This is a genomic window from Serratia sp. CY55921 (assembly GCF_052167655.1).
Taxonomy (GTDB): Bacteria; Pseudomonadota; Gammaproteobacteria; order Enterobacterales; family Enterobacteriaceae; genus Serratia; species Serratia ureilytica.
On sequence record NZ_JBJNMU010000001.1, the window covers coordinates 37,905 to 64,144 of the forward strand.

The following is a 26,240-nucleotide window of genomic DNA, read 5'->3' on the forward strand; positions in this document are numbered from 1 at the left end:
ACGAAGGGGATAAAAAAAACGGCGCCGAGGGCGCCGTTTATCTTGCTCATTCGCGATTACTTCTTGATGCGGATGATCGGGGTTTCGCCAACGGTCACGCTGCCGGACAGTTTAATCAGCTCTTTGATCTCGTCCATGTTGGAGATAACGACCGGCGTCAGGGTAGACTTGGCTTTCTCTTCCAGCAGTGGCAGGTTGAACTCGATAACGACGTCACCTTTCTTGACGCGCTGACCTTCTTCGGCGATGCGTTTGAAGCCTTCGCCTTTCAGTTCTACGGTATCGATGCCGAAGTGGACGAACAGCTCAATGCCGCTGTCGGATTCGATAGAGAATGCATGGTTGGTTTCGAAAATCTTACCGATGGTGCCGTCAACCGGAGCAACCATTTTGTTGCCGGCCGGTTTGATGGCGATACCGTCGCCAACGATTTTTTCAGCGAACACTACGTCCGGCACATCTTCGATATTGACGATTTCGCCAGAAAGGGGAGCGACGATCTCGATAGTGCCCGTGTCTTTCTTGTCATCAGAAACCAGAGATTTCAGTTTATCGAACAAACCCATGATCTTCTCCTAAGCATTAAATTGGGCGGCGTTCCAGTGTCGTGGAAGTTTAGCAGAGCGTTTTTTCTTCGATGAATTTATTGACGCAATTCATCAGGTCTTGTGCCGTTGGCTGTGCCAAGGCTTGCGCTGCCAACGCCTTCACATCTTCGAAATTCGTGTTGCGAATAATTTTCTTGATGCGCGGGATTGAAATCGCACTCATGCTGAACTCATCCAGCCCCATGCCCAATAACAACAGTGTAGCACGCTCATCGCCAGCCAGTTCGCCGCACATGCCGGTCCACTTGCCTTCCGCGTGAGATGCATCAATAACCTGTTTAATCAGGCCAAGCACTGATGGGGACATCGGGTTATAGAGATGAGAAATCAGCTCGTTGCCGCGATCTACCGCCAGAGTATACTGGGTTAGATCGTTTGTCCCAATACTAAAGAAGTCGACTTCTTTCGCCAGGTGGTGAGCGATGACCGCCGCAGCCGGTGTTTCCACCATCACGCCCACTTCGATGCTCTCGTCAAACGCCTTGCCTTCTTCGCGCAGCTGCGCCTTCAGCGTCTCGATTTCGCCTTTCAGATCGCGCACTTCTTCCACGGAGATGATCATCGGGAACATGATGCGCAGTTTGCCGAACGCCGAGGCGCGCAGGATGGCGCGCAGCTGGGCGTGCAGGATTTCACGGCGGTCCATCGCGATGCGGATGGCGCGCCAGCCGAGGAACGGGTTCTCTTCCTTCGGCAGGTTCATGTACGGCAGGTCTTTGTCGCCGCCGATGTCCATGGTGCGGACGATCACGGCCTGCGAGCCCATGGCTTCCGCCACGGCTTTATAAGCCTGGAACTGCTCGTCTTCGGTTGGCAGCGAGTCGCGGTCCATGAACAGGAATTCGGTACGATACAGGCCGACGCCTTCCGCGCCGTTGCGCTCTGCACCCGCGACGTCGCGCACGGTGCCGATGTTGGCGCAGACTTCAACCTGATGGCCGTCCAGCGTAATCGCCGGCAGGTCCTTCAGCTTGGCCAGATCGTTTTTCTCAGTGATGTATTGGTTCTGGGCGGCTTTCAGCTGATCGATAACGTCAGCGGTCGGGTTAACGTAAATCTGGTTGTTAACCGCGTCCAGAATCAGATAGTCGTCGTTCTTCACCTGCTTGGTCACGTCGCTGGTACCGACGATTGCCGGCAGCTCCAGGGAGCGCGCCATGATAGAGGTGTGGGAGGTGCGGCCGCCGAGATCGGTAATGAAGCCCAGCACTTTGTCCAGGTTCAGCTGCGCGGTCTCGGACGGGGTCAGATCGGTGGCCACCAGGATCACTTCATCCTGAATGGAGCCCAGATCGACGATAGGCATGCCCAGAATGTTCTGCAGCAGGCGTTTGCCGATGTCGCGCACGTCGGCGGCGCGTTCTTTCAGGTATTCGTCGTCCAGCTCTTCCAACGCTTTCGCCTGGCCTTCGATCACGGTGTAGGCGGCGGCGTCTGCGGAGGCCAGATCGTCTTTGATTAGGGCTATGATTTCCTGCTCAAGCTCTTCGTCTTCCAGCAACATGATGTGGCCTTCGAAGATAGCTTCCTTCTCTTCGCCGAAGGTTTCGCCAGCTTTGGTCTTGATCGCTTCCAGCTGTTCGGACGCTTTCGCGCGGCCGGCCAGAAAACGCGAGACTTCCTGCTCTACTTGATCAGCAGAGATTTTCTTCCGGTTGATGACAATGTCGTCTTCTTTCAGCAAGAGAGCCTTACCAAAAGCGATGCCCGGTGATACTAAAATGCCTGAAATCATAACCCTACCTTACTCTTGACTGGTGTTAACTAAAAAGACGGGCCGATTACTCAAGCTCTGCCATCAGTTTTACCAAGTGCTCAACGGCTTTCTGCTCGTCTTCACCTTCAGCGGAGATGGTCACTACGGTCCCTTGAGTCAGCCCCAGAGTTTGCAGTTTGAACAGGCTTTTGGCGCTGGCGCTTTTGCCGTTGGAGGTTACGGTGATGTCAGACGTGAAGCCTTTTGCTTCTTTTACGAACTGAGCGGCAGGGCGAGTATGCAGACCATTCGGAGCGGTAATAGTAACTTCTTGCTGGAACATTGATGTTTCCCCAACTTATTGGATTAATGTTGTGGAGCTAAAGTTTAGCCCAGGGGCCTGACTTTAGCTTGTCTGGTTATAGCGCCTGACTATGGACAGGGGCGAACGTTGATGCAACAGAAAACGACGCGTTAGGCACTTCAGATCAAAAAACTCGGCTTTAGACGTCGTTCCAATCCGCTCCCCATTATGCCCGATTCGCCGCGTCGGCGACAGATGAGTAAATCGATTCAGCCTCGACCAGGCTCGGAGAGTGATTAATTTTGCGCATCGAAATAATGCACCGTTAAATACTAAAGGCGACGGGCAAAAGCAATCTTGGACTGCTATAAAGTTTGATCCAGTCCACAAAAAAGCACCCCACAGGGTGCTTTTTTAGCGATTTGTGCAGTGGCGGAATTACTGCTGCAATTCCTGCTCGGTGAACAGATCGGCGAACAGCGCGGTGCTGAGATAACGTTCGCCGGAAGAGGGCAGGATGACCACAATGGTCTTGTCGGCGAACGCCGGTTCTTCGGCCAGTTTCACCGCCGCTGCGACCGCTGCGCCGGAGGAGATGCCTGCCAGGATGCCTTCTTCGTCCATCAGACGGCGCGCCATGCTGATGGCTTCGTCGTTGGAGATTTTTTCGACGCGATCCACCAGGTCCAGATCGAGGTTGCCTGGAATGAAGCCGGCGCCGATGCCCTGAATTTTGTGCGGGCCCGGCTTCAGCTCTTCACCGGCCAGCGCCTGGCTGATGACCGGCGAGTCGGTCGGCTCGACCGCCACGGTGGTGATGGCTTTGCCTTTGGTGTTCTTGATGTAGCGGCTGACGCCGGTCAGCGTGCCGCCGGTGCCGACGCCGGAGATGAACACGTCGACTTCCCCGTCAGTGTCTTCCCAGATTTCCGGACCGGTGGTTTTTTCATGGATGGCCGGATTGGCCGGGTTGCTGAACTGCTGCAGGATCAGGTAGCGGTTCGGATCGGTGGCGACGATCTCTTCCGCTTTGGCGATGGCGCCTTTCATGCCTTTCGCCCCTTCGGTCAGCACCAGATTGGCGCCCAGCGCCTTGAGCAGCTTGCGGCGCTCGATGCTCATGGTTTCCGGCATGGTCAGCGTCAGTTTGTAGCCGCGCGCGGCGGCCACGAAGGCCAGCGCGATGCCGGTGTTGCCGCTGGTCGGCTCCACCAGTTCCTTGCCGGCGGTCAGCACGCCGCGTTGTTCCGCATCCCAAATCATATTGGCACCGATGCGGCATTTGACGCTGAAGCTCGGGTTGCGTGATTCAACCTTGGCCAGAATGCGTCCGTTGCCGATACGGTTCAGACGAACCAGCGGCGTATGGCCGATTGTTAATGAGTTGTCTTCATATATCTTGCTCATAGCCCGTCCTTTAACTCTATGAAAATGTGGGGAACATCGAAAGCATACGCTAACAGTACCGGCAGGGAAGTAAAGAATTGGTATATCTATATGTTATTAGGAAATAAGTTTTAAGCACAATGATAAGGGCGCGAAATGCGCGCCCTGTCGAAAATTCCCGCGCTGTCGGCGGTAAAAAACGGCGATTATCGGACGAATTGCGAGCGATAACGATCGACCCACATCGCGGTGGCGCCGCAGACGGCGACCGGCAGGATCACCAGGTTGAGGATGGGGATCATGGTGAAGAGGCTGACCAGCGCGCCGAACTGCAGGTTGTCGGTTTTGTGCTGGCGCAAGGCGCGGCGCATGTCGGCAAAGCTCACCTTGTGGTTGTCGAACGGGTAGTCGCAATACTGGATCGCCAGCATCCAGGCGCTGAACAGGAACCACAGCACCGGCGCCACCGTCTGGCCGATGCCGGGCACGAAGTACAACGCCAGCAGCAGCAGCGCGCGCGGCAGGTAATACATCAGCTTGCGCCATTCGCGCGCCATGATGCGCGGCAGATCTTTGGCGATGCTGAGCAGGCCGGTGTCCGGCAGCGGTTTACCGGTCAGGCTGCCTTCGAGCTGCTCGGCCAGCAGGCCGCAGAACGGCGCGGCGATCAGGTTGGTGAGGGTGCTGAACAGATAGCTGAACACCAGCAGCACCGAAATGACCGCCAGCGGCCACAGTAGGTAGCTCAACCATTGCAGCCAATCGGGAACGTGGCTCATCATCGCCGGGATCCAGTCGCCGAGGCGGCTGAACAGCCACCAGAAAGCGGAGCCCATCAGCAGCACGTTGACCAGCAACGGCAGGACCACATAGCGTTTAATCCCCGGGCGCGAAATCAGGCGCCAGCCTTCGGCGAAATAATGAATGCCGCTGGTGGAACGGGAAGGGGGCTGCGTATAGGACATATCTTAAGTTATCTCGTTGTCTGAACAGGCATCATTATCATATAGGGATGATTTTCCACTGGCTAGGGTAGGGTTGGCTGAAAAACCAGCAGAAAAAGGCAGTATAATCATCTTTATTGGCATAAAGTTCAGCACGGACTTGCACTTGTGTGCGCGGGCAAATAGAGTTAAAGAGTGAATGTTTGCCGCGGTGGCAATGTATTGGAACAACAGAGATAGCAATGATGCAGGATTTGCGTCTGATATTAATCGTTGTTGGCGCGATCGCCATAATAGCGCTGTTATTGCACGGTCTGTGGACCAGTCGCAAAGAACGGTCAGCGCTCTTCCGCGATCGCCCAGCCAAACGTTCCCAAAAGGAACGTGAACAAACTCCGATCGACGATCTCGAAGAAGGCGTCGGTGAGGTGCGCGTACGCGCCGCTCACCCGCAAGACGAGCCGTCATTCGGCCATTTCGATGCCGCACGCGAAGAACCCGTGGCCGCGCCGAAGCCCGCTCCGGCGGCTGCGCCTGCGCCCCGCGCCGTTCAGCCGGCTGCTCATCAGACGCCGCCTCCGCTGTCTCAGCGGCCGGAGTACGATGACATCCTGCTGAACAACTACGCGCCGGACGAAGAACCGGCCGAGCCGCAGCAACCGCAACCGGCCGCGCGCCGCGAGCCGCGCGTTGACGATCTGCCGCATGAACATGAGGCGCCGCTGGCGGCGGAACCGGCATTCCACGCCGAACCCGCCCCGGTGCAGCAAGCGCCGGAAGTGAAGCCTGCGTCGGAACCTGCACCGCAGCCGCAACAGCCGGCCGCTGCGCCAGTACAGGCTAAACTGAAAGAGACCGTGCTGGTGCTGCACGTCGCGGCCCATCAGGGCGGCGTGATCGGCGGCGAAGTGCTGCTGCAGAGCGTGTTGCAGGCGGGCTTCCAGTTTGGCGAGATGGGCATCTTCCACCGCCATATCAGCCCGGCCGGCAGTGGCCCGGTGCTGTTCAGCCTGGCGAACATGGTCAAGCCGGGGTCGTTCGATCCTGACATGATGTCCGATTTCTCCACGCCGGGCGTGTCGATGTTCATGATGGTGCCGTCTTACGGCGACGCCAATCAGAACTTCAAGCTGATGCTGCAGTCGGCGCAGCGCATCGCCGACGACGTGGGCGGTGTGGTGCTGGACGACGAGCGCCGCATGATGACGCCGCAGAAGCTGGAAACCTACAAAGCGCGTATCCGTGAAGTGTTGGAAAACAACGCCTGACCGGGTTGCCGCGCGCACTGAACATCCGTAACAACAAAGCCCCCGCTAGCCGGGGGTTTTTTATCTTTGATGGTGAGCTATGGAATCGATAATCCAACAAATCAATCAACTACGAGCCACATTGCGCCATCATGAATACCAGTATCATGTGCTGGATGCGCCCGAAGTGCCGGATGCGGAATATGACCGCCTGATGCGCGAGCTGCGCGAGCTCGAGAGCGCGCATCCGGAGCTGATCACCGCCGATTCGCCGACCCAGCGCGTGGGCGCGGCGCCGCTGGCGGCGTTTGATCAGGTGCGTCACGAAGTGCCGATGCTGTCGCTGGACAACGTGTTCGACGAAGAGAGCTTCCTGGCGTTTTACAAGCGCGTGCAGGACAGGCTCAAGAGCAGCGATCCGCTGACCTTCTGCTGCGAGCTGAAGCTGGACGGCCTGGCGGTCAGCCTGCTGTACGAAGACGGCGAGCTGGTGCGTGCGGCGACGCGCGGCGACGGCACCACCGGCGAGAACATCACCTCCAACGTGCGCACCATTCGCGCCATCCCGCTGCGCCTGACCGGCGACAACATCCCGCGCCGGCTGGAAGTGCGCGGCGAAGTGTTCATGCCGCAGGCCGGGTTTGAACAGATGAACGAAGAGGCGCGGCGCAAAGACGGCAAGGTGTTCGCCAATCCGCGCAACGCCGCCGCCGGTTCGCTGCGCCAGCTCGATCCGCGCATTACCGCCAAACGCCCGCTGACCTTCTTCTGCTATGGCGTCGGGCTGCTGGAAGGCGGCGAGCTGCCGCGCAGCCACTTTGAACGCCTGATGCAGTTCAAGGCCTGGGGCCTGCCGGTCAGCGATCGCGCCCAGCGCCGCACCGGCAGCGAGGAAGTGCTGGCGTTCTATCGCCAGGTCGAGCGGGACCGCGCACAGCTCGGTTTCGATATCGACGGCGTGGTGATCAAGATTGACGACATCGATCTGCAGGAAACGCTGGGCTTCGTGGCGCGTGCGCCGCGCTGGGCGACGGCGTTCAAATTCCCGGCGCAGGAGCAGATCACCGTGGTGCGCGAAGTGGAGTTTCAGGTTGGCCGCACCGGCGCGATTACGCCGGTGGCGCGCCTTGAGCCGGTGCTGGTGGCCGGGGTGACCGTCAGCAACGCCACCTTGCACAACGCCGATGAAATTGAGCGGTTGGGGCTGCGCATCGGCGATACGGTGATCGTGCGCCGCGCCGGCGACGTGATCCCGCAGGTGGTGGGCGTGCTGGAAGACCGTCGGCCGCAGGATGCGCGCGAAGTGGTGTTCCCGCTGCACTGCCCGGTGTGCGGTTCCGACGTTGAGCGCGTGGAAGGCGAGGCCGTGGCGCGTTGCACCGGCGGTCTTATCTGCGGCGCGCAGCGCAAAGAGGCGTTGAAGCATTTCGTTTCCCGCCGCGCGCTGGACGTTGAAGGCATGGGCGACAAGATCATCGAGCAGCTGGTGGACAAGGAGTACGTGAAGAACCCGGCCGATCTGTTCCGGCTGTCCGCCGGCATTCTGACCGGCCTGGATCGCATGGGGCCGAAATCGGCGCAGAATCTGGTTAACGCGCTGGAGAAATCCAAGCAGACCACCTTCGCTCGCTTCCTGTATGCGCTCGGCATTCGCGAGGTCGGCGAAGCGACCGCCGCCAACCTGGCGGCGCATTTCGGATCGCTCGAGAAGTTGTTTTCCGCCGATATCGAAGCGCTGAAAGAGGTGCCGGACGTTGGCGAAGTGGTGGCCAAACACACTCGCAACTTCCTCGATGAAGCGCTCAATCAGCAGGTGATCAACGAGCTGGTGGGCGCCGAGATTGGCATCCATTGGCCGGCGCCGGTGATGGTGGTGGCGGAGGAGATAGACAGCCCGTTCGCCGGTAAAACCGTGGTGCTGACCGGCTCGCTGAGCCAGCTGTCGCGCGACGAGGCCAAAGATCGCCTGACGGCGTTGGGCGCCAAGGTCAGCGGCAGTGTGTCGAAGAAAACCGATCTGGTGATCGCCGGCGAAGCGGCCGGTTCCAAGCTGGCGAAGGCGCAGGAGCTGGGTATCGCCGTGATCGACGAAGCGGAGATGATCCGCTTGCTGGGTGACTGATGGAAAAAGAAAACCTGCTGGAAATCGCCAATACCGTGATGCCGTTCGGCAAGTACCAGGGGCGGGTGCTGATCGATCTGCCCGAAGAGTACCTGCTGTGGTTCGCCCGCAAGGGCGAGTTCCCCAAAGGCAAGCTCGGCATGCTGATGGAGATGACGCTGGCGATTAAAATCGAAGGGCTTGACCACCTGGTCAAGCCGCTGAAGAAAAGCTGAACTGACGGGCCTTGGCCCGTCTTTTTTTACCCGCGCGACGCCTGCGCGTTGGCGTTGGGCACCGCCTGTTGCGCCCGCTGCTTGCGCTGATACCTTTTCGCCAGCACCGCACAGGTCATTAGCTGCACCTGATGGAACACCATCAGCGGCAGCACCATGATCCCTACCGTCGCCGCCGGGAACAGGATATTGGCCATCGGAATGCCGTTCGCCAGGCTTTTCTTCGAACCGCAGAACACGATGGTGATCTCGTCCGCCTTGCTGAACCCCAGCCAGCGTGCCATGTAGGTGTTCACCACCAGCACGATCGCCAGCAGCACGATGCTGCCGCCGACGATAAACGCCAGCGAACCGATCCCCACCTGATGCCAGATGCCGTGCGTGACCGCCTCGCTGAAGGCGGCGTACACCACCAGCAGAATCGAGGTCTGGTCGGTTTTACCGATCAGCGGGCGATGGCGCTCGATCCAGCCGCCGATCAGCGGCCGCAGCAGGTGACCGGCGACGAACGGCACCAGCAGCTGCAGCACGATCGAGCCCACCTGCCGCAGGCTGCCGGTATCGCCGTGCACGTTCATCAGCAGGCCGACCAACAGCGGCGACACGAAGATTCCCAGCAGGCTGGATGCAGACGCGCTGCACACCGCTGCCGCCACGTTGCCGCCCGCCAGCGAGGTGAAGGCGATGGCCGACTGCACGGTGGCGGGCAGGATGCACAGGTAGATGAAACCGGCGTACAGCTCGGGGCTGACGTCGATCGGAGCCCACCAGGCGAACAGCATCCCCAGCGCCGGAAAAATGATGAAGGTGCTGAACATCACCCACAGATGCAGCCGCCAGTTATTGCTGCCGGCCAGGATGGCCTCGCGCGACAGCTTGGCGCCGTGCATGAAAAACAGCAGGGCGATGGCGGCGATGGTCAGGGCGTTGAGCCAGCCGACGAACTCGCCGCGAGCCGGCAGGAACGACGCCAGCAGCACGGTGGCGATCAGCGTCAGGGTAAAACGATCGGGCAGGAATCTCATGGCGATGCGCTCGGGTAGAAAATCGATGGGGCTATTCTCCCGCGTGGGCATATAATAATTAAATTGATTTATTTAATTCATCTATGAATAAAACACATGAATTACTCACTCAAACAGCTGCGGGTGTTCGTCGCCATCGCCCGCCACGGCAGCTTCAGCCGCGCCGGCGAGGCGATCGGCCTGACGCAATCGGCGGTCAGCCACAGCGTGAAAGAGCTGGAGGCGGAGGTCGGCGTGCGCCTGCTGGATCGCACCACGCGTGAAGTGGTGTTGACCGACGCCGGCCTGCGGCTGGCCAACCGGGTCGAGCGGCTGCTGGACGAACTGCAGGCCGCTTTGCTGGATGCGCGCAGCTTTGGCGTACAGCGCAGCGGCACGGTGCGGGTGGCGACGAGCCAGACCATTTCCGCCCATCTGATGCCGCAGTGCATCGCCGCCGGCGAACGCGAATACCCGGAGATCCGCATCATGCTGCGCGATCAGGCGCAGCAGCAGGTGCTGCACAGCGTGCGTAACGCCGAGGTGGATTTCGGCATCGTGGTCGATCCGGTGCAGGCGGTGGATCTGGAGTGCGAAGCGGTGTTGCACGAACCGTTTCTGCTGCTGTGCCGCGACGATCACCCGTTTGCTGAGCAGCAAGAGGTGCGTTGGTCGGCGTTAAACGGCTGCCGCCTGGTGTTGCAGGATTATGCGTCGGGCAGCCGGCCGCTGATCGACAGCGCGCTGAGGCAGCAGGGCGTCGAGGCGCAGGTGGTGCAGGAAATCGGCCATCCGGCGACGCTGTTCCCGATGGTGGCGGCGGGGATCGGCATCAGCATTTTCCCGGCGTTGGCGCTGCCGTTGCCGGAAGGGGGGCGGCTTCGGGTACGGCGGCTGGTGCCGGAAATTAACCGCGCACTGATGCTGGTACGGCGCAAGAACCGCTCGCTGACGCCGGCGGCGGAGGCCATCTGGCAGGTGGCGCGTCAGCAGGCGGCGCTGCTGCACCAGCGCCGGCAGGAAAACGCGGAATATTGAGTCAGATATAGACGTCCACTGCGTTAAGCGGCGTTGGGCGGTTTACGCCGTCGCCGGATTGCGCTGCGGCTTTTGCCATCTGCTCCTGCTGCTGCTTTTCCATTTCTTCTTTCTGGATGCGCGCGATCTCGGCCTGCAACATCTTGATCTGCGCTTCGATCAGCTGTTTCTGCTTTTCGATCTCTTTGGGATCGGCGTCGGAATCCTTCAGTTCCACCAGCTTTTGCTGCAGCGCCTGAATCTGCCGGTTCAGCGCCTTGATACGCGCCGAAGCGCGGCTTTCATTGAGATTAACCGGTTCGTCATTGCCGTTGGCGCGTTCGTTTTTCTCCATCTTGCCGCCTTGCGGCTGGTTGTTGACCGGTTTGGCCATCAGTAATTCGCCCTGATGGCCCGGCGCGCTGAAGACGTTGCTGACGCCGGGGACGGTATTCTTGATCGGTACGATCATGGTGATGGTGGTCGACATGGTTGCTCTCCCTGAGTCTGGATCTCGCTGTTCAAGGTATCGGCAGCGGCGGCTAAATCTTTACCTGCTGCAGACGCGGCCAGCGCAGCAGCCAGCCTTTGTCGACCACGCGCTGGGCATAGGCCGTGCGATCGCCATTTTTCACGTTGAAGGTAATGGTGTCGTTGAACAGCGCCGCGAGCCCGAAAGGGGCGACCAGCGTGATGCTGTCGTCGGCGTTCAGGCGCGCGCCGATCGCCGTTTCCACTTCGGTCCAGAAGCTAATGGCCTCTTCGCTGTTGCGGTAGGGCGCGCGGCCGCTGCGCAGGTGCATGCGCGCCTGGTTCTTGACCGACCACGGCTGCGGCAGCCACTGCTGCAGCCGCGCCTCCAGCATGCGATCGCGTTCGGCGTCCGCCCGCTCTGCATCGAAGTGGATCACGTCGATATCGTTGAGCTGCGTGGGCTCCACATAGCCGTGGCGCCGATCCCACACCAGGTTGCGCACAAAGCCGGCGCCGAGGCACCAGTCATTCAGGCCGAGCCGGCGCACGGTGCGCAGGGCGGCCATGCGCGCGCTATCTTGTTGCAGCCAGTCGATAATTTGCCGTTGCGGATCCATCACCCCTCCTGTTTTCGCGGCTACTGTAACCCGAAGCGGCGGCGGGTGAAATGGGGGGATGCGCGATGGCGGCGATAGCAGGCAAATTAATTTTCTTGCTTCACTGACTACACTTGGTGCAGGGCTTTTATCTCGTCACTCAGGGCAAGGGAGGGGGGCTATGTATCAGGCAACGTTGGGCCAACGCGGCTATCGCTTCGGCGGCCTGCGCCAGCTGATGGCGAAAGCTTCGCCGGCGCGTTCCGGCGATTATCTGGCGGAGGTGGCGGCGGAAAGCGCCGAAGAGCGCATGGCGGCGCGCATCGCGCTGGCGGATGTGCCGCTCAAGGCGTTCCTGCAGCAGCCGCTGGTGCCGTACGAGCAGGACGAGGTGACGCGCCTGATCATCGATAGCCACGACGCCGCCGCCTTTGAGCCCATCTCGCACCTCACGATCGGCGATTTTCGCGACTGGTTGCTGAGCGAGCAGGCGGACAGCGCCATGCTGGCGCAGGTGGCCGCCGGCATTACGCCGGAGATGGCGGCGGCGGTAAGCAAGATCATGCGCAATCAGGATCTGATCCTGGTGGCGAAGAAATGCCGGGTGGTGACGCGCTTTCGCAATACGATTGGCCTGCCGGGCCACCTCAGCGTGCGGCTGCAGCCCAATCACCCGACCGATAGCCTGCAAGGCATCGCCGCCAGCATGCTGGACGGTTTGCTGTACGGCAGCGGCGACGCGGTGGTCGGCATCAATCCGGCCAGCGACAGCCTGCCGCTGCTGGAAAAACTCAACTACATGCTGGACGACGTGATCCAGCGCTTCGCCATACCCACCCAATCCTGCGTGCTGACCCACGTGACCAACACGCTGCGGCTGATGGAGCGCGGCGCGCCGGTGGATCTGGTGTTTCAGTCGATCGCCGGTACCGAAGCGGCCAATCGCGGTTTCGGCATCAGTCTGGCGCTGCTGGCGGAGGCGCAGCAGGCGGCGCTGAGCCTCAAGCGCGGCACGTTGGGCGATAACGTGATGTACTTCGAAACCGGGCAGGGCAGTTGCCTGTCGGCTAACGCGCATCACGGCGTCGATCAGCAGACCTGCGAGGCGCGCGCCTATGCGGTGGCGCGGCATTTCTCACCGCTGCTGATCAACACCGTGGTGGGGTTTATCGGCCCTGAATACCTGTATGACGGCAAACAAATTATCCGCGCCGGGCTGGAGGATCACTTCTGCGGCAAGCTGCTCGGCCTGCCGCTGGGCTGCGATGTCTGTTACACCAACCATGCCGAGGCCGATCAGGATGATATGGACACGCTGCTGACGCTGTTGGCCGCCGCCGGGCTGACGTTCCTGATCGGCGTGCCGGGCGCGGACGACATCATGCTCAATTACCAAAGCACCTCGTTCCACGACGCGCTCTATATCCGTGAACTGCTGGGGCTGAAGCACGCGCCGGAGTTCGCCGCCTGGCTGGCGGCGATGAACATCACCGATGAACGCGGACGGCTGCGCGACGCCGCCGCCAATCACCCGCTGTTGCTGGCGCTGCAGGGAGAACGGACATGAGCAAACCGGTTCACGTCAACAGTTGGGACGCGCTGCGCGCCTTTACCGATGCGCGCATCGCGCTGGGGCGCACCGGCGCCAGTCTGCCGACCGACGAGCTGCTGCGCTTCGGCCTGGCCCATGCCCAGGCGCGCGACGCGGTGCATCAGCCATTCGAGAGCGAACGGCTGGCGGCGGATCTGCACGATGCCGGTTGGCCCACGCTGGCGGTGCACAGCCAGGCCGTTGACCGCGCCGCCTATCTGCGCCGTCCGGATCTGGGGCGGCGATTGGCGCTGGACAGCCGCCGCCTGCTGCTCGGCGTGCCGCCGCGCCGGACCGATCTGCTGCTGGTGGTGGCGGATGGCCTCTCCTCCAAGGCGGTGCACCGCCAGGCATTGCCGCTGCTGCAGGCGCTGCGGCCCTATCTCGATACGTTGGGGCTGGCGATCGCGCCGGTGGTGTTGGCGCATCAGGCGCGAGTGGCGCTGGGGGATGAGATCGGCGAGTGCCTGCAGGCCCGGGCGGTGGCGGTGCTGATCGGCGAACGGCCGGGGCTGTCGTCGCCGGACAGCCTGGGGATTTATCTGACCTGGGAGCCGAACGCGCGCAGAAGGGACTCAGAGCGCAACTGCATCTCCAATGTGCGGCCGGAGGGGCTGGATTATCCGCAGGCGGCGTTCAAATTGGCCTGGTTGCTGGAACAGGCGTGCCGGCGAGGGCTGACCGGCGTCGAACTGAAAGACGAGAGCGACAACCCGGCGCTGCGCGGCCGCGTCACCCCGCTTTACGCCCAGTTGGGCGGTTGACCGAGGGTTTGCTGCAGCAGGGCGGTGAAGGCCGCCAGCCGGGCGGACACCTTCGCCATCGGGCGCAGCAGATAGATGCCTTGCTGCTCATGGCGCGGATCTTCGAGCATCTGAACCAGTTGCCCATTCTGCACGTCCGGCCCCACCACCCAGTTGGGCAGGAAGGCGATGCCGAGGCCGAGCAGCGCCGCCTGGCGCTGCGCGGTGAAGTCGTCGCAGCGCAGCGCCATGGTGCAGCGGTTCATCAACGCCGCGTCGAGGATCTGCGCCCAGCAGGCCGGCTGTTGTTTGTGGTAGCGGGCGATCAGCCGGTGCTGCGGCAGCGCCTCCAGATCGCTCGGCAGGCCATAGCGGGCGACGTAGCCGGGGCTGGCGCACATCACCCAGCGTTGGGTGGCGATGCGGCTGGCGTACAGCGCGCTGTCCTTCTGCTCGCCGATGCGGATGGCGGCGTCCAGCCGTTCCTGGGTCGGATCGGTCTGGCGTTCGGTCAGATCGAGATCGACCCACAGCTGAGGGTAGCGTTCCGCCAGCGTCGGCAGCAGCGGCAGCACATAGGTTTTGCCGAAGGTCGGCAGGCAGCTGATGCGCAGCGTGCCCTGCGGCGTTTCGTTCAGCGCGTTCAGCTCGGCGCGAATGCCGGTAATGTCCGTCATCAGCGCGGCGGCGCGTGCCAGCAGCAGCTCGCCGGCGTCGGTCAGCAACAGGCCGCGGGTGGAGCGTACGAACAGCGTCGCGCCGAGCGCGCTTTCCAGCGCATCGATATGGCGCACCAGCGAAGAAGGCACCATACCCAGCTGGCGTGCGGCGGCGGAAAAGCTGCCCAGGCGGGCCACGTCGAGAAAGATTGGCAGATGTTCTACATAGCGGGCGTCATTCATTTTTGCATTATATGCAAAAGCGTTTCTTATGAATACCCGCTTCTCTGTTGGCGATGCTGCGGCTACTCTGATTGCGGGTTGACGACGGGCTTCAGCGCCGCCGCATCCCGGCCGCATAGAGAGAAAACGCATAAACCTAGCGGCGTTTAGCACCAAATAGCAGATGTTTTTCCCAGGCTGCGTCAGCCGCCTGTGGCGTTGATTGTCGCTCCAACACCAGATTAACCGTTCAATTTGATATCCGACTCAACCTCAATGATTAGTGAGTCTTTACTTTCACTTATCTTCCTGTTGTTTCTGGATATCGGCCGGCCAGCCGTGCCGGTTTTTTTGTCGCCTCAGGCTGAATCGTTCCAACTGATGAACGCGCCTGAGGGGCATCTTGGCTCGCCGTCGGCGGGTCTTTTGAACGCGTGGAACCGCAGTTCCGCGCTGGTGGAGGAGTCAGCATGAACGAAAAACACGGGTGTTCCTGTGCGCGCCATTTGGCGCAGGGTTTCGCCAGGCAGTCGATCAACGCCGGGGAGGGCGAAATCTATCAAATCTCGCTGATGAGCGCGCTCATCGACGGGGTTTATGAAGGGGAGACCACCATCGCCGAATTGCTGAAACACGGCGATTTCGGCCTCGGCACCTTCAATCATCTGGATGGCGAACTGATCGCGTTCGATCAGGAAATACACCAGCTGCGCGCCGACGGCAGCGCCCGCCCGGCCGGTTTGCAACAGAAAACCCCTTTCGCCGTCGTCACCTTTTTCCAGCCCAGCGTCAGCCAGCAATTCGATCGGCCGATCACCAAGGCGCAACTGCACCAATGCATCGATGAACAGGTCGCCTCGCCGAACCTGTTCTGCGCGGTGCGGGTCGACGGTGAGTTCAGCCATGTCGAAACCCGCACCGTGCCGCGTCAGGAACGGCCTTACCGCCCAATGCTGGAAGCGATAGAAGAGCAGCCGACCTTCTCGTTCCATCAGCGGCGCGGCACGCTGGTCGGCTTCCGCTCGCCCGATTACATGCAGGGCATCGGCGTGGCCGGCTATCACGAACACTTCGTTACCGACGACCGCAGCGGCGGCGGCCACGTGCTGGATTACCAGCTCGATCATGGCCGCCTGCAGTTCGGCGTCATCACCCGTCTCAATCTTCAGTTGCCGCATGATGCGGATTTCTTGCGCGCCAACCTCTGTCCAGAGGATTTGGATCGCGCAATTCGTTCCGCCGAGGGCTAATCCCGGCGATCGTTTTCTTAGGAGGTGGAACCATGGCACAGGAAAAAACAGGCAATGACTGGCAATGCGGCGCCGACTTGGTGGTGAAAAACCTGGAAGCGCAGGGCGTCAAACACGTTTTCGGCATTCCGGGCGCCAAGATCGACCGGGTGTTCGATTCGCTGGAAGATGCGCCGTCGATCGAAACGGTAGTGGTGCGCCATGAGGCCAACGCGGCCTTTATGGCGGCGGCGGTCGGCCGCCTGACCGGCAAGGCGGGGGTGGCGCTGGTCACCTCCGGGCCGGGCAGCTCCAACCTGATCACCGGGCTGGCGACCGCCACCTCGGAAGGGGATGCGGTGGTGGCCTTCGGCGGCGCGGTGAAGCGCGCCGACAGCCTGAAGCAGACGCACCAGAGCATGGATACCGTCAGCATGTTCCGGCCGGTGACCAAGTACTGCGCCGAAGTGCATGCCGGTTCGGCGATTTCCGAGGTGATCGCCAACGCCTTCCGCCGCGCCGAGTTCGGCCGGCCGGGGGCGTCGTTCGTCAGCCTGCCGATGGATATCGTCAATGAGCCGGTCACGGCGCCGGTGCTGGCGGGCTGCCGCTTGCCGCGCATGGGGGCCGCGGCGGCGGACGACATTCAGGCGGCGGTAAAACTGATCCGCCAGGCCAAATGCCCGGTGCTGCTGCTGGGCTTGCAGGCCAGCCGGCCGGAGAACAGCGAGGCGGTGCGCCATCTGCTGTACCGCACCCATATGCCGGTGGTCGGCACCTATCAGGCGGCGGGGGTGATTGACGTCAATCACTTTGCCCGTTTCGCCGGCCGCGTCGGCCTGTTCAACAACCAGCCGGCCGATCAGCTGTTGCAAAAGGCCGATCTGGTGGTCAGCGTCGGCTACGATCCGATCGAATACGATCCGTGCATGTGGAACAGCCACGGGCGGCTGAAGCTGGTGCATATCGACGTGCTGCCGGCGGACATCGATACCTGCTATCGGCCGGACGTCGAGCTGGTGGGCAACATCAGCGCCACGCTGAACATGATGACCGAAGCGTTCAATGAGGCGGTCTGCGTCCCGGCGGAGGTGGAACTGATCCTGACCGATCTCGGCCGCCAGCGCGCCGAATTGGCGGAACGCGCCGCGCGCCGCGGCGGCATGCCGATCCATCCGTTGCGCATCGTCAAGGAGCTGCAGGACATCGTCAGCGACGACGTGACGCTGTGCGTGGACATGGGCAGTTTCCACATCTGGATAGCCCGCTATCTTTACAGTTTCCGCGCTCGCCAGCTGTTGATCTCCAACGGCCAGCAAACCATGGGGGTAGCGCTGCCGTGGGCCATTGGCGCGGCGCTGGTGCGCCCCGGCGACAAGGTGGTGTCAATCTCCGGCGACGGCGGCTTCATGCAGTCGAGCATGGAGCTGGAGACCGCGGTGCGGCTGAAAAACAACATCGTGCACGTGATCTGGGTCGATAACGCTTACAACATGGTGGAAATGCAGGAAGTGAACAAATACCAGCGCAAATCCGGCGTGGAGTTCGGGCCGATCGACTTCAAGGCCTACGCGGAATCCTGCGGCGCGGTCGGTTTCGCCGTGCAGTCGGTGGAAGATCTGCGGCCGATGCTGCGCAAGGCGATGGAGATCCAGGGGCCGGTGGTGGTGGCCATTCCGGTCGACTACGCCGATAACTATAAGCTGATGGCGCAGATGAACTTCAGCCAGATGATTTAATTTCATCATCCTCGCGCCGTTTCACCGGGGCAGGCCGCTTGCGCGCCTGCCCGTTTTTATGCGCGGAATTTGTCCTTTACATCGCTAACTGCATGATTTATTGCTATCCGTTCGGCTGTTTTTTCACCACTGGGGATAGCGCAATGAAAAGAAAAGCAATAACGATCGGGCTGCTGGCGTTGGCGATTGCCGGCGGCGCGCGGGCCAATACGCTGGTCTACTGTTCCGAAGGCTCGCCGGAAGGCTTCAACCCGCAGCTGTTCACCTCCGGCACCACGGTAGACGCCAGTTCGGCGGCGATCTACAACCGGCTGGTGGATTTCAAACCCGGCACCGTCGAGCTGCAACCCAGCCTGGCGGAAAGCTGGGAGGTGAGCGAAGACGGCAAGCGCTATACCTTCCATCTGCGCAAGGGCGTGGCATTCCAGAGCAATAAATATTTCACGCCCACCCGCGATTTCAACGCCGATGACGTCATCTTCTCGTTTATGCGCCAGAAGGACGCCAACAACCCATATCACAAGGTCTCCAACGGCGCCTACACCAACTTCGAGTCGATGGAGTTCGGCACGCTGATCGACCGGATCGTCAAGGTGGATGACCACACCGTGCGCTTTGAGCTCTCCCGCGCCGAGGCGCCGTTCGTCGCCGATCTGGGCATGTATTTCGCCACCATTTTATCGGCGGAATATGCCGACGCGATGCTGAAGGCCGGCACGCCGCAGCGGGTGGACAACGATCCGATCGGCACCGGGCCGTTCCAGCTGGTGCAGTACCAGAAGGACGCGAAAATCCTCTACAAGGCGTTCGACCGCTACTGGGAAGGCAAGCCGAAGCTTGATCGGCTGGTGTTCTCGATCACGCCGGATGCGGCGGTGCGTTACGCCAAGCTGCAAAAGAACGAATGCCAGGTGATGCCGTTCCCCAATCCGGCGGATCTAGCGCGCATGCGGCAGGACGGCAACATTCAGGTAATGGAAAAATCCGGCTTGAATATCGGTTTCCTGGCGTTCAACACCCAGAAGAAACCGTTGGATAACGTTAAGGTGCGCCAGGCGTTGGCGCTGGCGGTCAACAAGCCGGCGATCATCGACGCGGTGTTCCACGGCGCCGGTCAGCCGGCCAAGAACCTGCTGCCGCCGGCTCAATGGGGCAGCAACGCGCAGCTTGAAGACTACCCGTATTCACCGGAGCGGGCGAAGCAGCTGTTGCAGGAGGCCGGGCTGGGGCAGGGCTTCGACATCGATCTGTGGGCGATGCCGGTGCAGCGGCCCTATAACCCCAACGCCAAGCGCATGGCGGAGATAATCCAGGCCGACTGGGCTAAAATCGGCGTGCGCGCCAAAATCGTCACCTTCGAATGGGGCGAGTATTTACAGCGGATTAAAAACGGCGAACACCAGACCGCGCTGATGGGCTGGACCACCGCCAACGGCGATCCGGACAACTTCTTCGGCCCGCTGTTTACCTGCGCTTCGCTCGGCGGTTCGAACTCGGCGAAATGGTGCTATAAACCGTTCGACCAGCTGATCCTGCAGGCGCGCGAGGAGAACGATCACGCCAAACGGGTGGCGATGTATCAGCAGGCGCAGGTGATAATGCACGATCAGATGCCGGCATTGATGATTGCGCACTCGACCATCTTCGAACCGGTGCGCAAGGAAGTGAAAGGCTACGAGATAGACCCGTTCGGCAAACACATTTTCAAGCAGGTGTCGCTGGAGAAGTAACGATAAGGCCGGGGTAACCCGGCCTTTTTCATGCCTGCGGCGCGTCGCAGTGGTAGCGGCCGCGCGGGATCACCAGCGGCGTGTGGGACAGCGGATCGTCGATGATCATGCACGGCATGCCGAACACCCGCTCCACCAGTTCGGCGGTAATGATCTCCGCCGGTTTCCCTTCCGCCACGATCTTGCCGTCGCGCATGGCGATGATGTGATCGGCATAGCGGCAGGCGTGGTTGAGATCGTGCAGCACCGCGATCAGGGTTTGACCGCGCTCGCGGTTGAGCTGGCGGAACAGATCCAGCAGCTCGATCTGGTGCGCGATGTCCAGATACGTCGTCGGTTCATCCAGCAGCAGCAGCGGCGTTTGCTGCGCCAACGCCATCGCTACCCAGACGCGCTGACGCTGCCCGCCGGACAGCTCGTCGACGCTGCGATCCGCCAGTTGGCTGACGTTGGTGGCCGCCATGGCGGCTTCCACCGCCTGTTTGTCGGCCTGTGTCCACTGTTTCAGCAGGCTCTGGTGCGGATAGCGGCCGCGCGACACCAGGTCCGCCACGGTGATGCTGTCCGGTGCGATCGAGGTTTGCGGCAGCAGGCCAAGCTCGCGCGCCAGCGCCTTGGTGGCGAAACTGCTGATGTTCTTGCCGTCCAGCATCACCTCGCCGGCGCTGGGTTTCAGCAGGCGGCACAGGGCGCGCAACAGCGTCGATTTGCCGCAGGCGTTCGGCCCGACGATCACCGTAAAGGCGCCGTCGGGGATCGCTACGCTCAGATCGTCAGCGATGATTTTATTGTCGTAGCCCAGCTTCAGGTGCGAGGCGTGCAGGCGGTGGCTCATGGCATTATCACTCTTCATTATCTATCTGCGGGCCTCACGGATGAGCAGCCAAATCAGGTACAGGCCGCCGATGCAGACGGTCACGATCCCGACCGGCAGTTGGATCGGCGCGAAAAGATGTTGGGACACCACGTCGGCGCCGAGCAGCAGCGCCGCGCCCATCAGCGCCGAGGACGTCAGGGTGACCGAGGATTGCCCGGCCAAGCGGCGGGCGATTTGCGGCGCCGCCAGCGCGATAAAGGAAATCGGCCCGGCGGTGGCGGTGACGGCGGCGGTGAGGGTGACGCCGAACAGCATCAGCCACAGCCGGCTGCTTTCGGCATTGACGCCCAGCGCGCGCGCCGTGTCGTCGCCCATTTCCAGCAGCTGTAGCCGTTTGCCCATCAACAGCGCGGCGGCGGCCGCCAGCACGATAAACGCCGTGGCGGGCTGGGCTTTCTGCCAGGTCATGCCGTTGAGCGAACCGGCCTGCCACATGGCGGCGTCCATGGCGCGCTCGAGCGAGGCGGTGATGATCAGCCAGGTATTGGTGGAGACCAGCACCGCGCTGATGGCGATGCCGACGATGATCAGCCGGAAGCCGGCGATGCCTTGCCGCCAGGCCAGCAGGTAGATGGCCAGCGCGGCGAGAATGCCGCCGGCCAGCGCGCCGCCGGCGATGTAGTAATAGCCGCCGTTGAACAGGGTGATGGCGATCAGCGCGCCGGTGTAAGCCCCCATGTTAAAGCCAATCACGTCCGGGCTGCCGAGCGGGTTGCGGATAATCGACTGGAAGATGGCGCCGCTCATGCCGAGCGCGGCGCCTAACAGCAGCGCCATGGCGATGCGCGGCAAGCGCCATTGGGTGACCACGGTGACCAGGTTTTTCGGCGCCTCGCCGGTCAGCGCGGCAAAAACCTGCTCCAGCGAAAGTTGCAGCGTGCCGTAGCACAGGGCGGCGACGGCCATCGCCAGACACAGCGCCAACAGTGAAAGGTTGACCAGCAGCAGGCGCAGCGGCAGGCGCCCGTTGATGACGCCGTCCGGGCGGCCGATATGCAGCGTGTGCGGCAGACTCATCACAGACCCCCCAGCGTTTTCTTGCGGCGCACCAGCCAGATCAGCACCGGCGCGCCGATGAAGGCCGCCACGATGGAAACCCGCAGCTCACCGGCCGCCAGCAAGCGGCCGACCACGTCGGCGCACAGCAGTAAAATCGGCGCCAGCAGCATGGAGTAGGGCAGGATCCAGCGTTGGTCGGGGCCGACCCACCAGCGGGCGATATGCGGCACCATCAGGCCGATGAAACTGATCGGGCCGACGGTGGCGGTCGCCGCGCCGCACAGCAGCGTAATGGCGATCACTGCGATCGCCTGAGTCAGCACTACGCGCGCGCCGAGCGCGATAGCCAGATCTTCCCCCATGCCGATGGTATTCAGCGGCCGGGCGATGAGTAGCGTCAGCAGGCAGCCGAGCAAAATGGCGGGGGCGGTCACCGGCAGGGTGGCCAGCGTGCGGATATCCAGCGTGCCGGCCTGCCAGAAGCGCAGTTGGTCGAAGGTTTGCGGATCGATCAGCGACAGCCCGGTGGTGATGCCGAGCAACACCGCGCCGATCGCCACGCCGGCCAGCGTCAGCCGCACCGGGTTGATGCGCCCGCCCGCCAGCGTGCCGATCAGGTAGACCAGCAGGGTGGTGAGGGCCGCGCCGACAAAGGCATAGGCCATATAGCTTTCGGTGGTGGCGGCGCCGAAAAACATGATGCCGATGACTACGGCGAAGCTGGCGCCGGCGTTGATGCCGAGCACGCCGGGATCGGCCAGCGGGTTGCGCGTCAGCGCCTGAATCAGCGCGCCGGCGGCGCCGAGCGCCATACCGGCCAAAATGCCCGCCAGCGTACGGGGCACCCGGGCGTTGAGAATGATGGTGCTGTCGGAGCCGCTCGCGGCGCCCTGTAGGCTGAGCCAGACGGTATGGAAGGGGATGGCTTTGGAACCCAGCATCAGGCTGGCAATGATGCACAGCAACAACAACGCCAAGCCGATACCGAACCCGGCGATGCGTTTGAAGCCACTGGCGTAAGCTGCGTGCGGTGCGGACGAAAGCGTCCGCTCAGTCGGAGTGGGTACGTTCACACCGGTAACTCCTTTATGATTTTTATTCTCATTGTTATTTGCGTTCGTGAAGGGCGCCAATAGTAACACGAGTTTACGCCCGCATGCACCCGCCGGTTGGTGGCGAAGGCGCGTGGACGATGTTAATAACTATTGATATTTCAATTGATTGAATGTGAATTGTTGCCCCGTTTGCGAAAAGCGTCGGCAGGGGACTGGCCTGCCGACGGCGTGATTCAGGGCTTTTTGAACAACCGTTCGATTTGGTTCAGCATGTTGGTGGCGCTGTAGTAATCGAGGCGGAAGGTATCGTTGCCGACGGCGTAGACGTGCCGCTGTTCCACCGGTTCCAGATGCTTGAGGAACGGGTTGGCCAGCACCTCTTGCACTTTGCGCTCATTGGTGGCGAACAGGATCAGGGTTTTGCCGTTCAGGCCTTCGGCCATTTTTTCGCCGGAGATCTGGATGATGTCATGGCGTTTACCCATGCTGGCGTTGCCTTTGGCGCTTTCCGGCGGGGTAGCCAGCTGGAAACCGAGCTGGGTCAGCAGCTTGCCTTGGGCGGAGCCCGGCGTCCACAGCATGGCTTCGCGGCCGTTGTCGGCATACACCAGCGGCGTGGTCGGCTGCGGCGGCAGGGTAATCGCCTGCTTCACTTGTTCCACGCGCTGCTCGAAACGATCTTCCGCCTGTTTGGCGCCGGCTTCGTGACCGGTGATCTCACCGAGCTCGCTGGCCAGCTGTTGCCAGCTTTTGTCGCCGTAATCGAGCACCAGCGTCGGCGCAATGGCGGACAGCTGATCGTACAGTTTCAGCGCCGAATCACCGCCGGTCGCGGCGACGACGATCAAATCCGGCGCGGCGGCGGCAACGGCTTCGGCATTGGGTTCCACCTGATACAGCCGTTCGACGTGGCGCTGTTTGGCCACTTCGCTCCATTGGGTAAAGAAGCCTTGTTGATCGGCCACCAGGGGATTTGGACTGGTGGCGGCGCTGGCGACCACCGGGGCATCGATAGCCAGTAACGTGCCGGTGATGGTGACGCTGGTGGATACGATGCGCTGCGGCGGTTTTTCCAGCGTGAACTTCCCTTTGGCGCTATCGATGGTGCGCGGCCAACTGCTGTCGGCAGCGGGGGCGGACGGTTTCTGCCCGTCGCTCTTGTCGTCCGGGCCGCAACCGCTGAGCAGCAAGGCCGCGGCGGCAATAACTGAAATGAACAGCTGACGTAAGGATAGGGTCATGAGCGGGCTCTTTCTTTCCTTAAACTAAGGCGTATCAATCCGCGTGCGGATTGCTGGGGAGTGTTATGCCCGCTAATTTACCATTCAAGCCGTCAAAATGATAACCATTCGTATCTCAGCGCGTGGCGAATGAAGAAAGGGAGGCGAACGGCAGAAACGAAAAAAGCGCCAAAAGGCGCTTTTTTCTGAATTGGTGGGTCGTGCAGGATTGATTCGGCCTGTGGCCTCACCCTGCGGGCAACGCTGCGCGTTGTCGTATCGCTGCGCGCTGCTCGAACCTCTACGGTTCTTCATCCTACACGACCCGGTGAACTCTGTCGGCGAGAGATGAAGTCAGAGTCGGATGGTGCAGAAACGAAAAAAGCGCCAAAAGGCGCTTTTCTCTGAATTGGTGGGTCGTGCAGGATTCGAACCTGCGACCAATTGATTAAAAGTCAACTGCTCTACCAACTGAGCTAACGACCCGCAGAAGTGGTGGGTGATGACGGGCTCGAACCGCCGACCCCCTCCGTGTAAAGGAGATGCTCTACCAACTGAGCTAATCACCCACTTCAGGACTTCCAGGCACTGCTAAACGAGAGAATGATGGTGGGTGATGACGGGCTCGAACCGCCGACCCCCTCCGTGTAAAGGAGATGCTCTACCAACTGAGCTAATCACCCTCATTCGTTCTCATTTTTCTCAACAAGATGGTGGGCGATGACGGGCTCGAACCGCCGACCCCCTCCGTGTAAAGGAGATGCTCTACCAACTGAGCTAATCGCCCCGTCTTGTTGGAGTCGCATTATAGGGATAGTTCAAAGTGAGTCAACGGTTTTTAAAATGATTTCAATCGTTCGCCGCAAATTTAGGCAGGGCGCGATAATTATCGCCAACGGCGCCGATTCTTTGCGCAACGCTCTGCGAAACTCGCCGCAAAACGCGCGAAATCGACCGGCGCAATATCGTGTCGGCGTTGAGGAATTAGCGCGTGGTGATACAATGTCGTCCACTCTTTTTTCAATTCCGAGCAATCGTCGGCCATCGCCGACACGCGTTGCGTAATAAGGCAGTGAACCCAATGAAAATCAAAACCCGTTTTGCACCGAGCCCGACCGGCTATCTTCACGTCGGCGGCGCGCGTACCGCACTTTATTCCTGGTTGTTCAGCCGCCATGCGGGCGGTGAGTTCGTTCTGCGTATCGAAGATACCGATCTGGAACGCTCTACCCAGGACGCGATCGACGCAATTATGGATGGCATGAACTGGTTGAACCTGGATTGGGATGAAGGCCCGTACTTCCAGACCAAGCGTTTCTATCGTTACAACGCGGTCATCGACGAAATGCTGGAGCAGGGCACGGCCTATAAATGCTATTGCTCCAAGGAACGCCTGGAAGCGCTGCGCGAGAAGCAGATGGAAAACGGCGAGAAGCCGCGTTACGACGGCCACTGCCGTGACAGCCAGTGCAGCCACACCGACGACGAGCCGCACGTGGTGCGCTTCCGTAACCCGCAGGAAGGGTCGGTGATCTTCGACGATAAAATTCGCGGCCCGATCGAATTCAGCAACCAGGAGCTGGACGATCTGATCATCCGCCGCACCGACGGTTCGCCAACCTATAACTTCTGCGTCGTCGTCGATGACTGGGACATGGAAATCACCCACGTGATCCGTGGCGAAGACCACATCAACAACACCCCGCGCCAGATCAACATTCTGAAAGCGCTGGGCGCGCCGGTGCCGGAATACGCGCACGTGTCGATGATCCTTGGCGACGACGGTAAAAAGCTGTCCAAGCGTCACGGCGCCGTGGGCGTGATGCAGTACCGCGACGACGGCTATCTGCCGCAGGCGCTGCTGAACTACCTGGTGCGTCTGGGCTGGTCCCACGGCGATCAGGAGATCTTCTCCATCGACGAGATGAAAGAGTTCTTCACGCTGGAAGCGATCAACAAATCCGCCAGCGCGTTCAACACCGAGAAGCTGCAGTGGCTGAACCACCACTACATCAACCATATGCCGGCGGAAGAAGTGGCGGTGCATCTGGCATGGCACGTTGAGCAACTGGGCATTGAAACCCGCAACGGACCGGAACTGAAGGACATCGTCAAGCTGCTGGGCGAGCGCTGCAAGACGCTGAAAGAGATGGCGGAGTCTTGCCGTTACTTCTACGAAGACTTCAGCGAGTTCGACGCCGACGCCGCCAAGAAGCACCTGCGTCCGGTCGCGCGTCAGCCGCTGGAAGCGGTGCGCGCCAAGCTGGCCGCCATCACCGTCTGGACGCCGGAAAACGTGCACGACGCCATTCAGGGCACGGCGGATGAGCTGGGCGTCGGCATGGGTAAAGTCGGCATGCCGCTGCGTGTCGCGGTGACCGGCGCCGGCCAGTCGCCGGGCATGGACGTGACCGTGCATGCGATCGGCCAGAAGCGTTCGCTGCAGCGTATCGATATGGCGCTGGCTTACATCGCCGAGCGTGAAGCTCAAGCCTGATTAGGCTGATACGCCTTAAAGAAAAAGCCCCGTGGAGCGATCCCGGGGCTTTTTTATTGCGCTTTG

23 protein-coding genes, 4 tRNA genes and 1 other RNA gene are annotated in these 26,240 nt (G+C 61.2%); 10 read left to right on the top strand and 18 right to left on the bottom strand.

Annotation, left to right across the window (positions count from 1 at the left end; translation table 11 throughout):
- Positions 1-56: 56 nt before the first annotated feature.
- From crr to cysZ, 5 genes are all read right to left on the bottom strand, one after another.
- A complete protein-coding gene (crr, locus tag ACJ8M3_RS00195) occupies positions 57-566 on the bottom strand; it encodes a PTS glucose transporter subunit IIA (protein ID WP_004936467.1) in 510 nt (169 codons plus the stop codon).
- A gap of 49 nt (positions 567-615) precedes the next feature.
- Positions 616-2,343, bottom strand: a complete 1,728-nt coding sequence (ptsI, locus tag ACJ8M3_RS00200; RefSeq protein WP_004936461.1) for a phosphoenolpyruvate-protein phosphotransferase PtsI — start codon at positions 2,341-2,343, stop codon at positions 616-618.
- 46 nt (positions 2,344-2,389) lie between these two features.
- Positions 2,390-2,647 (bottom strand): phosphocarrier protein Hpr, encoded by a 258-nt coding sequence (gene ptsH / locus ACJ8M3_RS00205; RefSeq protein ID WP_004936458.1) that lies wholly within the window; start codon positions 2,645-2,647, stop codon positions 2,390-2,392.
- Positions 2,648-3,046: 399 nt separating this feature from the next.
- Positions 3,047-4,015, bottom strand: coding sequence for a cysteine synthase A (cysK, locus tag ACJ8M3_RS00210; RefSeq protein WP_016926786.1), 969 nt, complete (start codon positions 4,013-4,015; stop codon positions 3,047-3,049).
- A gap of 185 nt (positions 4,016-4,200) precedes the next feature.
- Positions 4,201-4,959: a sulfate transporter CysZ gene (cysZ, locus tag ACJ8M3_RS00215; protein ID WP_142002760.1), complete on the bottom strand. Its 759-nt coding sequence runs from the start codon at positions 4,957-4,959 to the stop codon at positions 4,201-4,203.
- A 221-nt stretch (positions 4,960-5,180) separates the two neighbouring features.
- On the opposite strand from cysZ, the gene zipA reads away from it, so the two are divergent.
- From zipA to ACJ8M3_RS00230, 3 genes are all read left to right on the top strand, one after another.
- Positions 5,181-6,206, top strand: a complete 1,026-nt coding sequence (gene zipA / locus ACJ8M3_RS00220) for a cell division protein ZipA (protein WP_089195040.1) — start codon at positions 5,181-5,183, stop codon at positions 6,204-6,206.
- A 79-nt stretch (positions 6,207-6,285) separates the two neighbouring features.
- The gene (ligA, locus tag ACJ8M3_RS00225; RefSeq protein ID WP_089195039.1) at positions 6,286-8,307 is read left to right on the top strand and encodes an NAD-dependent DNA ligase LigA; all 2,022 of its coding nucleotides are present in this window, start codon (positions 6,286-6,288) and stop codon (positions 8,305-8,307) included.
- Positions 8,307-8,522 carry a DUF3820 family protein gene (locus tag ACJ8M3_RS00230; protein ID WP_004936441.1) on the top strand — a complete coding sequence of 72 codons (216 nt, stop codon included), beginning with the start codon at positions 8,307-8,309 and terminating at the stop codon, positions 8,520-8,522. The genes ligA and ACJ8M3_RS00230 overlap by 1 nt, the downstream gene beginning before the upstream one ends.
- Before the next feature lie 26 nt (positions 8,523-8,548).
- Here the strand turns inward: ACJ8M3_RS00230 and ACJ8M3_RS00235 are convergent, their stop codons facing one another.
- Complete coding sequence (locus ACJ8M3_RS00235; protein ID WP_049198403.1) at positions 8,549-9,547, bottom strand: bile acid:sodium symporter family protein; 999 nt, start codon at positions 9,545-9,547, stop codon at positions 8,549-8,551.
- A 96-nt stretch (positions 9,548-9,643) separates the two neighbouring features.
- On the opposite strand from ACJ8M3_RS00235, the gene ACJ8M3_RS00240 reads away from it, so the two are divergent.
- On the top strand, positions 9,644-10,564 hold the full coding sequence (locus ACJ8M3_RS00240; RefSeq protein ID WP_089197299.1) for a LysR family transcriptional regulator: 921 nt from the start codon (positions 9,644-9,646) through the stop codon (positions 10,562-10,564).
- Between the two features lies 1 nt (position 10,565).
- Here ACJ8M3_RS00240 and ACJ8M3_RS00245 read toward each other — a convergent pair whose 3' ends face one another.
- Together ACJ8M3_RS00245 and ACJ8M3_RS00250 are read right to left on the bottom strand one after the other, a co-directional pair.
- A complete protein-coding gene (locus ACJ8M3_RS00245; RefSeq protein WP_019453840.1) occupies positions 10,566-11,033 on the bottom strand; it encodes a FlxA-like family protein in 468 nt (155 codons plus the stop codon).
- A gap of 52 nt (positions 11,034-11,085) precedes the next feature.
- The gene (locus ACJ8M3_RS00250) at positions 11,086-11,634 is read right to left on the bottom strand and encodes a nucleotidyltransferase family protein (protein WP_033643956.1); all 549 of its coding nucleotides are present in this window, start codon (positions 11,632-11,634) and stop codon (positions 11,086-11,088) included.
- Between the two features lie 160 nt (positions 11,635-11,794).
- Here ACJ8M3_RS00250 and ACJ8M3_RS00255 point away from each other — a divergent pair, with 160 nt between their 5' ends.
- A complete protein-coding gene (locus tag ACJ8M3_RS00255) occupies positions 11,795-13,180 on the top strand; it encodes an ethanolamine ammonia-lyase subunit EutB (protein WP_033643955.1) in 1,386 nt (461 codons plus the stop codon).
- Positions 13,177-13,968: an ethanolamine ammonia-lyase subunit EutC gene (gene eutC, locus ACJ8M3_RS00260; RefSeq protein ID WP_047025269.1), complete on the top strand. Its 792-nt coding sequence runs from the start codon at positions 13,177-13,179 to the stop codon at positions 13,966-13,968. Before ACJ8M3_RS00255 ends, eutC begins: the two co-directional genes overlap by 4 nt.
- On the opposite strand, the gene ACJ8M3_RS00265 is transcribed toward eutC, so the two are convergent.
- Positions 13,947-14,849 (bottom strand): LysR family transcriptional regulator, encoded by a 903-nt coding sequence (locus tag ACJ8M3_RS00265; RefSeq protein WP_103101623.1) that lies wholly within the window; start codon positions 14,847-14,849, stop codon positions 13,947-13,949. The two genes, eutC and ACJ8M3_RS00265, sit on opposite strands and share 22 nt — an antisense overlap.
- A 449-nt stretch (positions 14,850-15,298) precedes the next feature.
- Between ACJ8M3_RS00265 and budA the strand changes: the two genes are divergently transcribed.
- The 3 genes from budA (at position 15,299) to ACJ8M3_RS00280 (ending at position 19,526) form a co-directional block, all read left to right on the top strand.
- Complete coding sequence (budA, locus tag ACJ8M3_RS00270; protein WP_033643951.1) at positions 15,299-16,078, top strand: acetolactate decarboxylase; 780 nt, start codon at positions 15,299-15,301, stop codon at positions 16,076-16,078.
- A 32-nt stretch (positions 16,079-16,110) separates the two neighbouring features.
- Positions 16,111-17,796: an acetolactate synthase AlsS gene (alsS, locus tag ACJ8M3_RS00275; RefSeq protein WP_033643950.1), complete on the top strand. Its 1,686-nt coding sequence runs from the start codon at positions 16,111-16,113 to the stop codon at positions 17,794-17,796.
- Between the two features lie 143 nt (positions 17,797-17,939).
- Positions 17,940-19,526 (top strand): ABC transporter substrate-binding protein, encoded by a 1,587-nt coding sequence (locus ACJ8M3_RS00280; RefSeq protein WP_442514593.1) that lies wholly within the window; start codon positions 17,940-17,942, stop codon positions 19,524-19,526.
- Between the two features lie 28 nt (positions 19,527-19,554).
- Here the strand turns inward: ACJ8M3_RS00280 and ACJ8M3_RS00285 are convergent, their stop codons facing one another.
- The 9 genes from ACJ8M3_RS00285 to ACJ8M3_RS00325 all read right to left on the bottom strand — a co-directional run bounded on the left by ACJ8M3_RS00285 (position 19,555) and on the right by ACJ8M3_RS00325 (position 24,464).
- Positions 19,555-20,361 carry an ABC transporter ATP-binding protein gene (locus tag ACJ8M3_RS00285; protein ID WP_004936408.1) on the bottom strand — a complete coding sequence of 269 codons (807 nt, stop codon included), beginning with the start codon at positions 20,359-20,361 and terminating at the stop codon, positions 19,555-19,557.
- Between the two features lie 21 nt (positions 20,362-20,382).
- A complete protein-coding gene (gene fepG, locus ACJ8M3_RS00290; RefSeq protein ID WP_033643949.1) occupies positions 20,383-21,420 on the bottom strand; it encodes an iron-enterobactin ABC transporter permease in 1,038 nt (345 codons plus the stop codon).
- Positions 21,420-22,475, bottom strand: a complete 1,056-nt coding sequence (gene fepD, locus ACJ8M3_RS00295) for a Fe(3+)-siderophore ABC transporter permease (RefSeq protein ID WP_042785147.1) — start codon at positions 22,473-22,475, stop codon at positions 21,420-21,422. Before fepD ends, fepG begins: the two co-directional genes overlap by 1 nt.
- Positions 22,476-22,690: 215 nt before the next feature.
- Positions 22,691-23,698, bottom strand: a complete 1,008-nt coding sequence (fepB, locus tag ACJ8M3_RS00300; RefSeq protein ID WP_046896262.1) for a Fe2+-enterobactin ABC transporter substrate-binding protein — start codon at positions 23,696-23,698, stop codon at positions 22,691-22,693.
- A gap of 191 nt (positions 23,699-23,889) precedes the next feature.
- A non-coding RNA gene (locus ACJ8M3_RS00305) (RtT sRNA) lies at positions 23,890-24,013 on the bottom strand.
- A 74-nt stretch (positions 24,014-24,087) separates the two neighbouring features.
- Positions 24,088-24,163 (bottom strand) — tRNA-Lys (locus ACJ8M3_RS00310).
- 7 nt (positions 24,164-24,170) lie between these two features.
- Positions 24,171-24,246 (bottom strand) — tRNA-Val (locus ACJ8M3_RS00315).
- A gap of 38 nt (positions 24,247-24,284) precedes the next feature.
- Positions 24,285-24,360, bottom strand: a tRNA-Val gene (locus ACJ8M3_RS00320).
- A gap of 28 nt (positions 24,361-24,388) precedes the next feature.
- Positions 24,389-24,464: transfer RNA gene (locus ACJ8M3_RS00325), tRNA-Val, on the bottom strand.
- A 294-nt stretch (positions 24,465-24,758) separates the two neighbouring features.
- On the opposite strand from ACJ8M3_RS00325, the gene gltX reads away from it, so the two are divergent.
- The gene (gene gltX, locus ACJ8M3_RS00330; RefSeq protein ID WP_285142241.1) at positions 24,759-26,174 is read left to right on the top strand and encodes a glutamate--tRNA ligase; all 1,416 of its coding nucleotides are present in this window, start codon (positions 24,759-24,761) and stop codon (positions 26,172-26,174) included.
- Positions 26,175-26,240 lie beyond the last annotated feature (66 nt).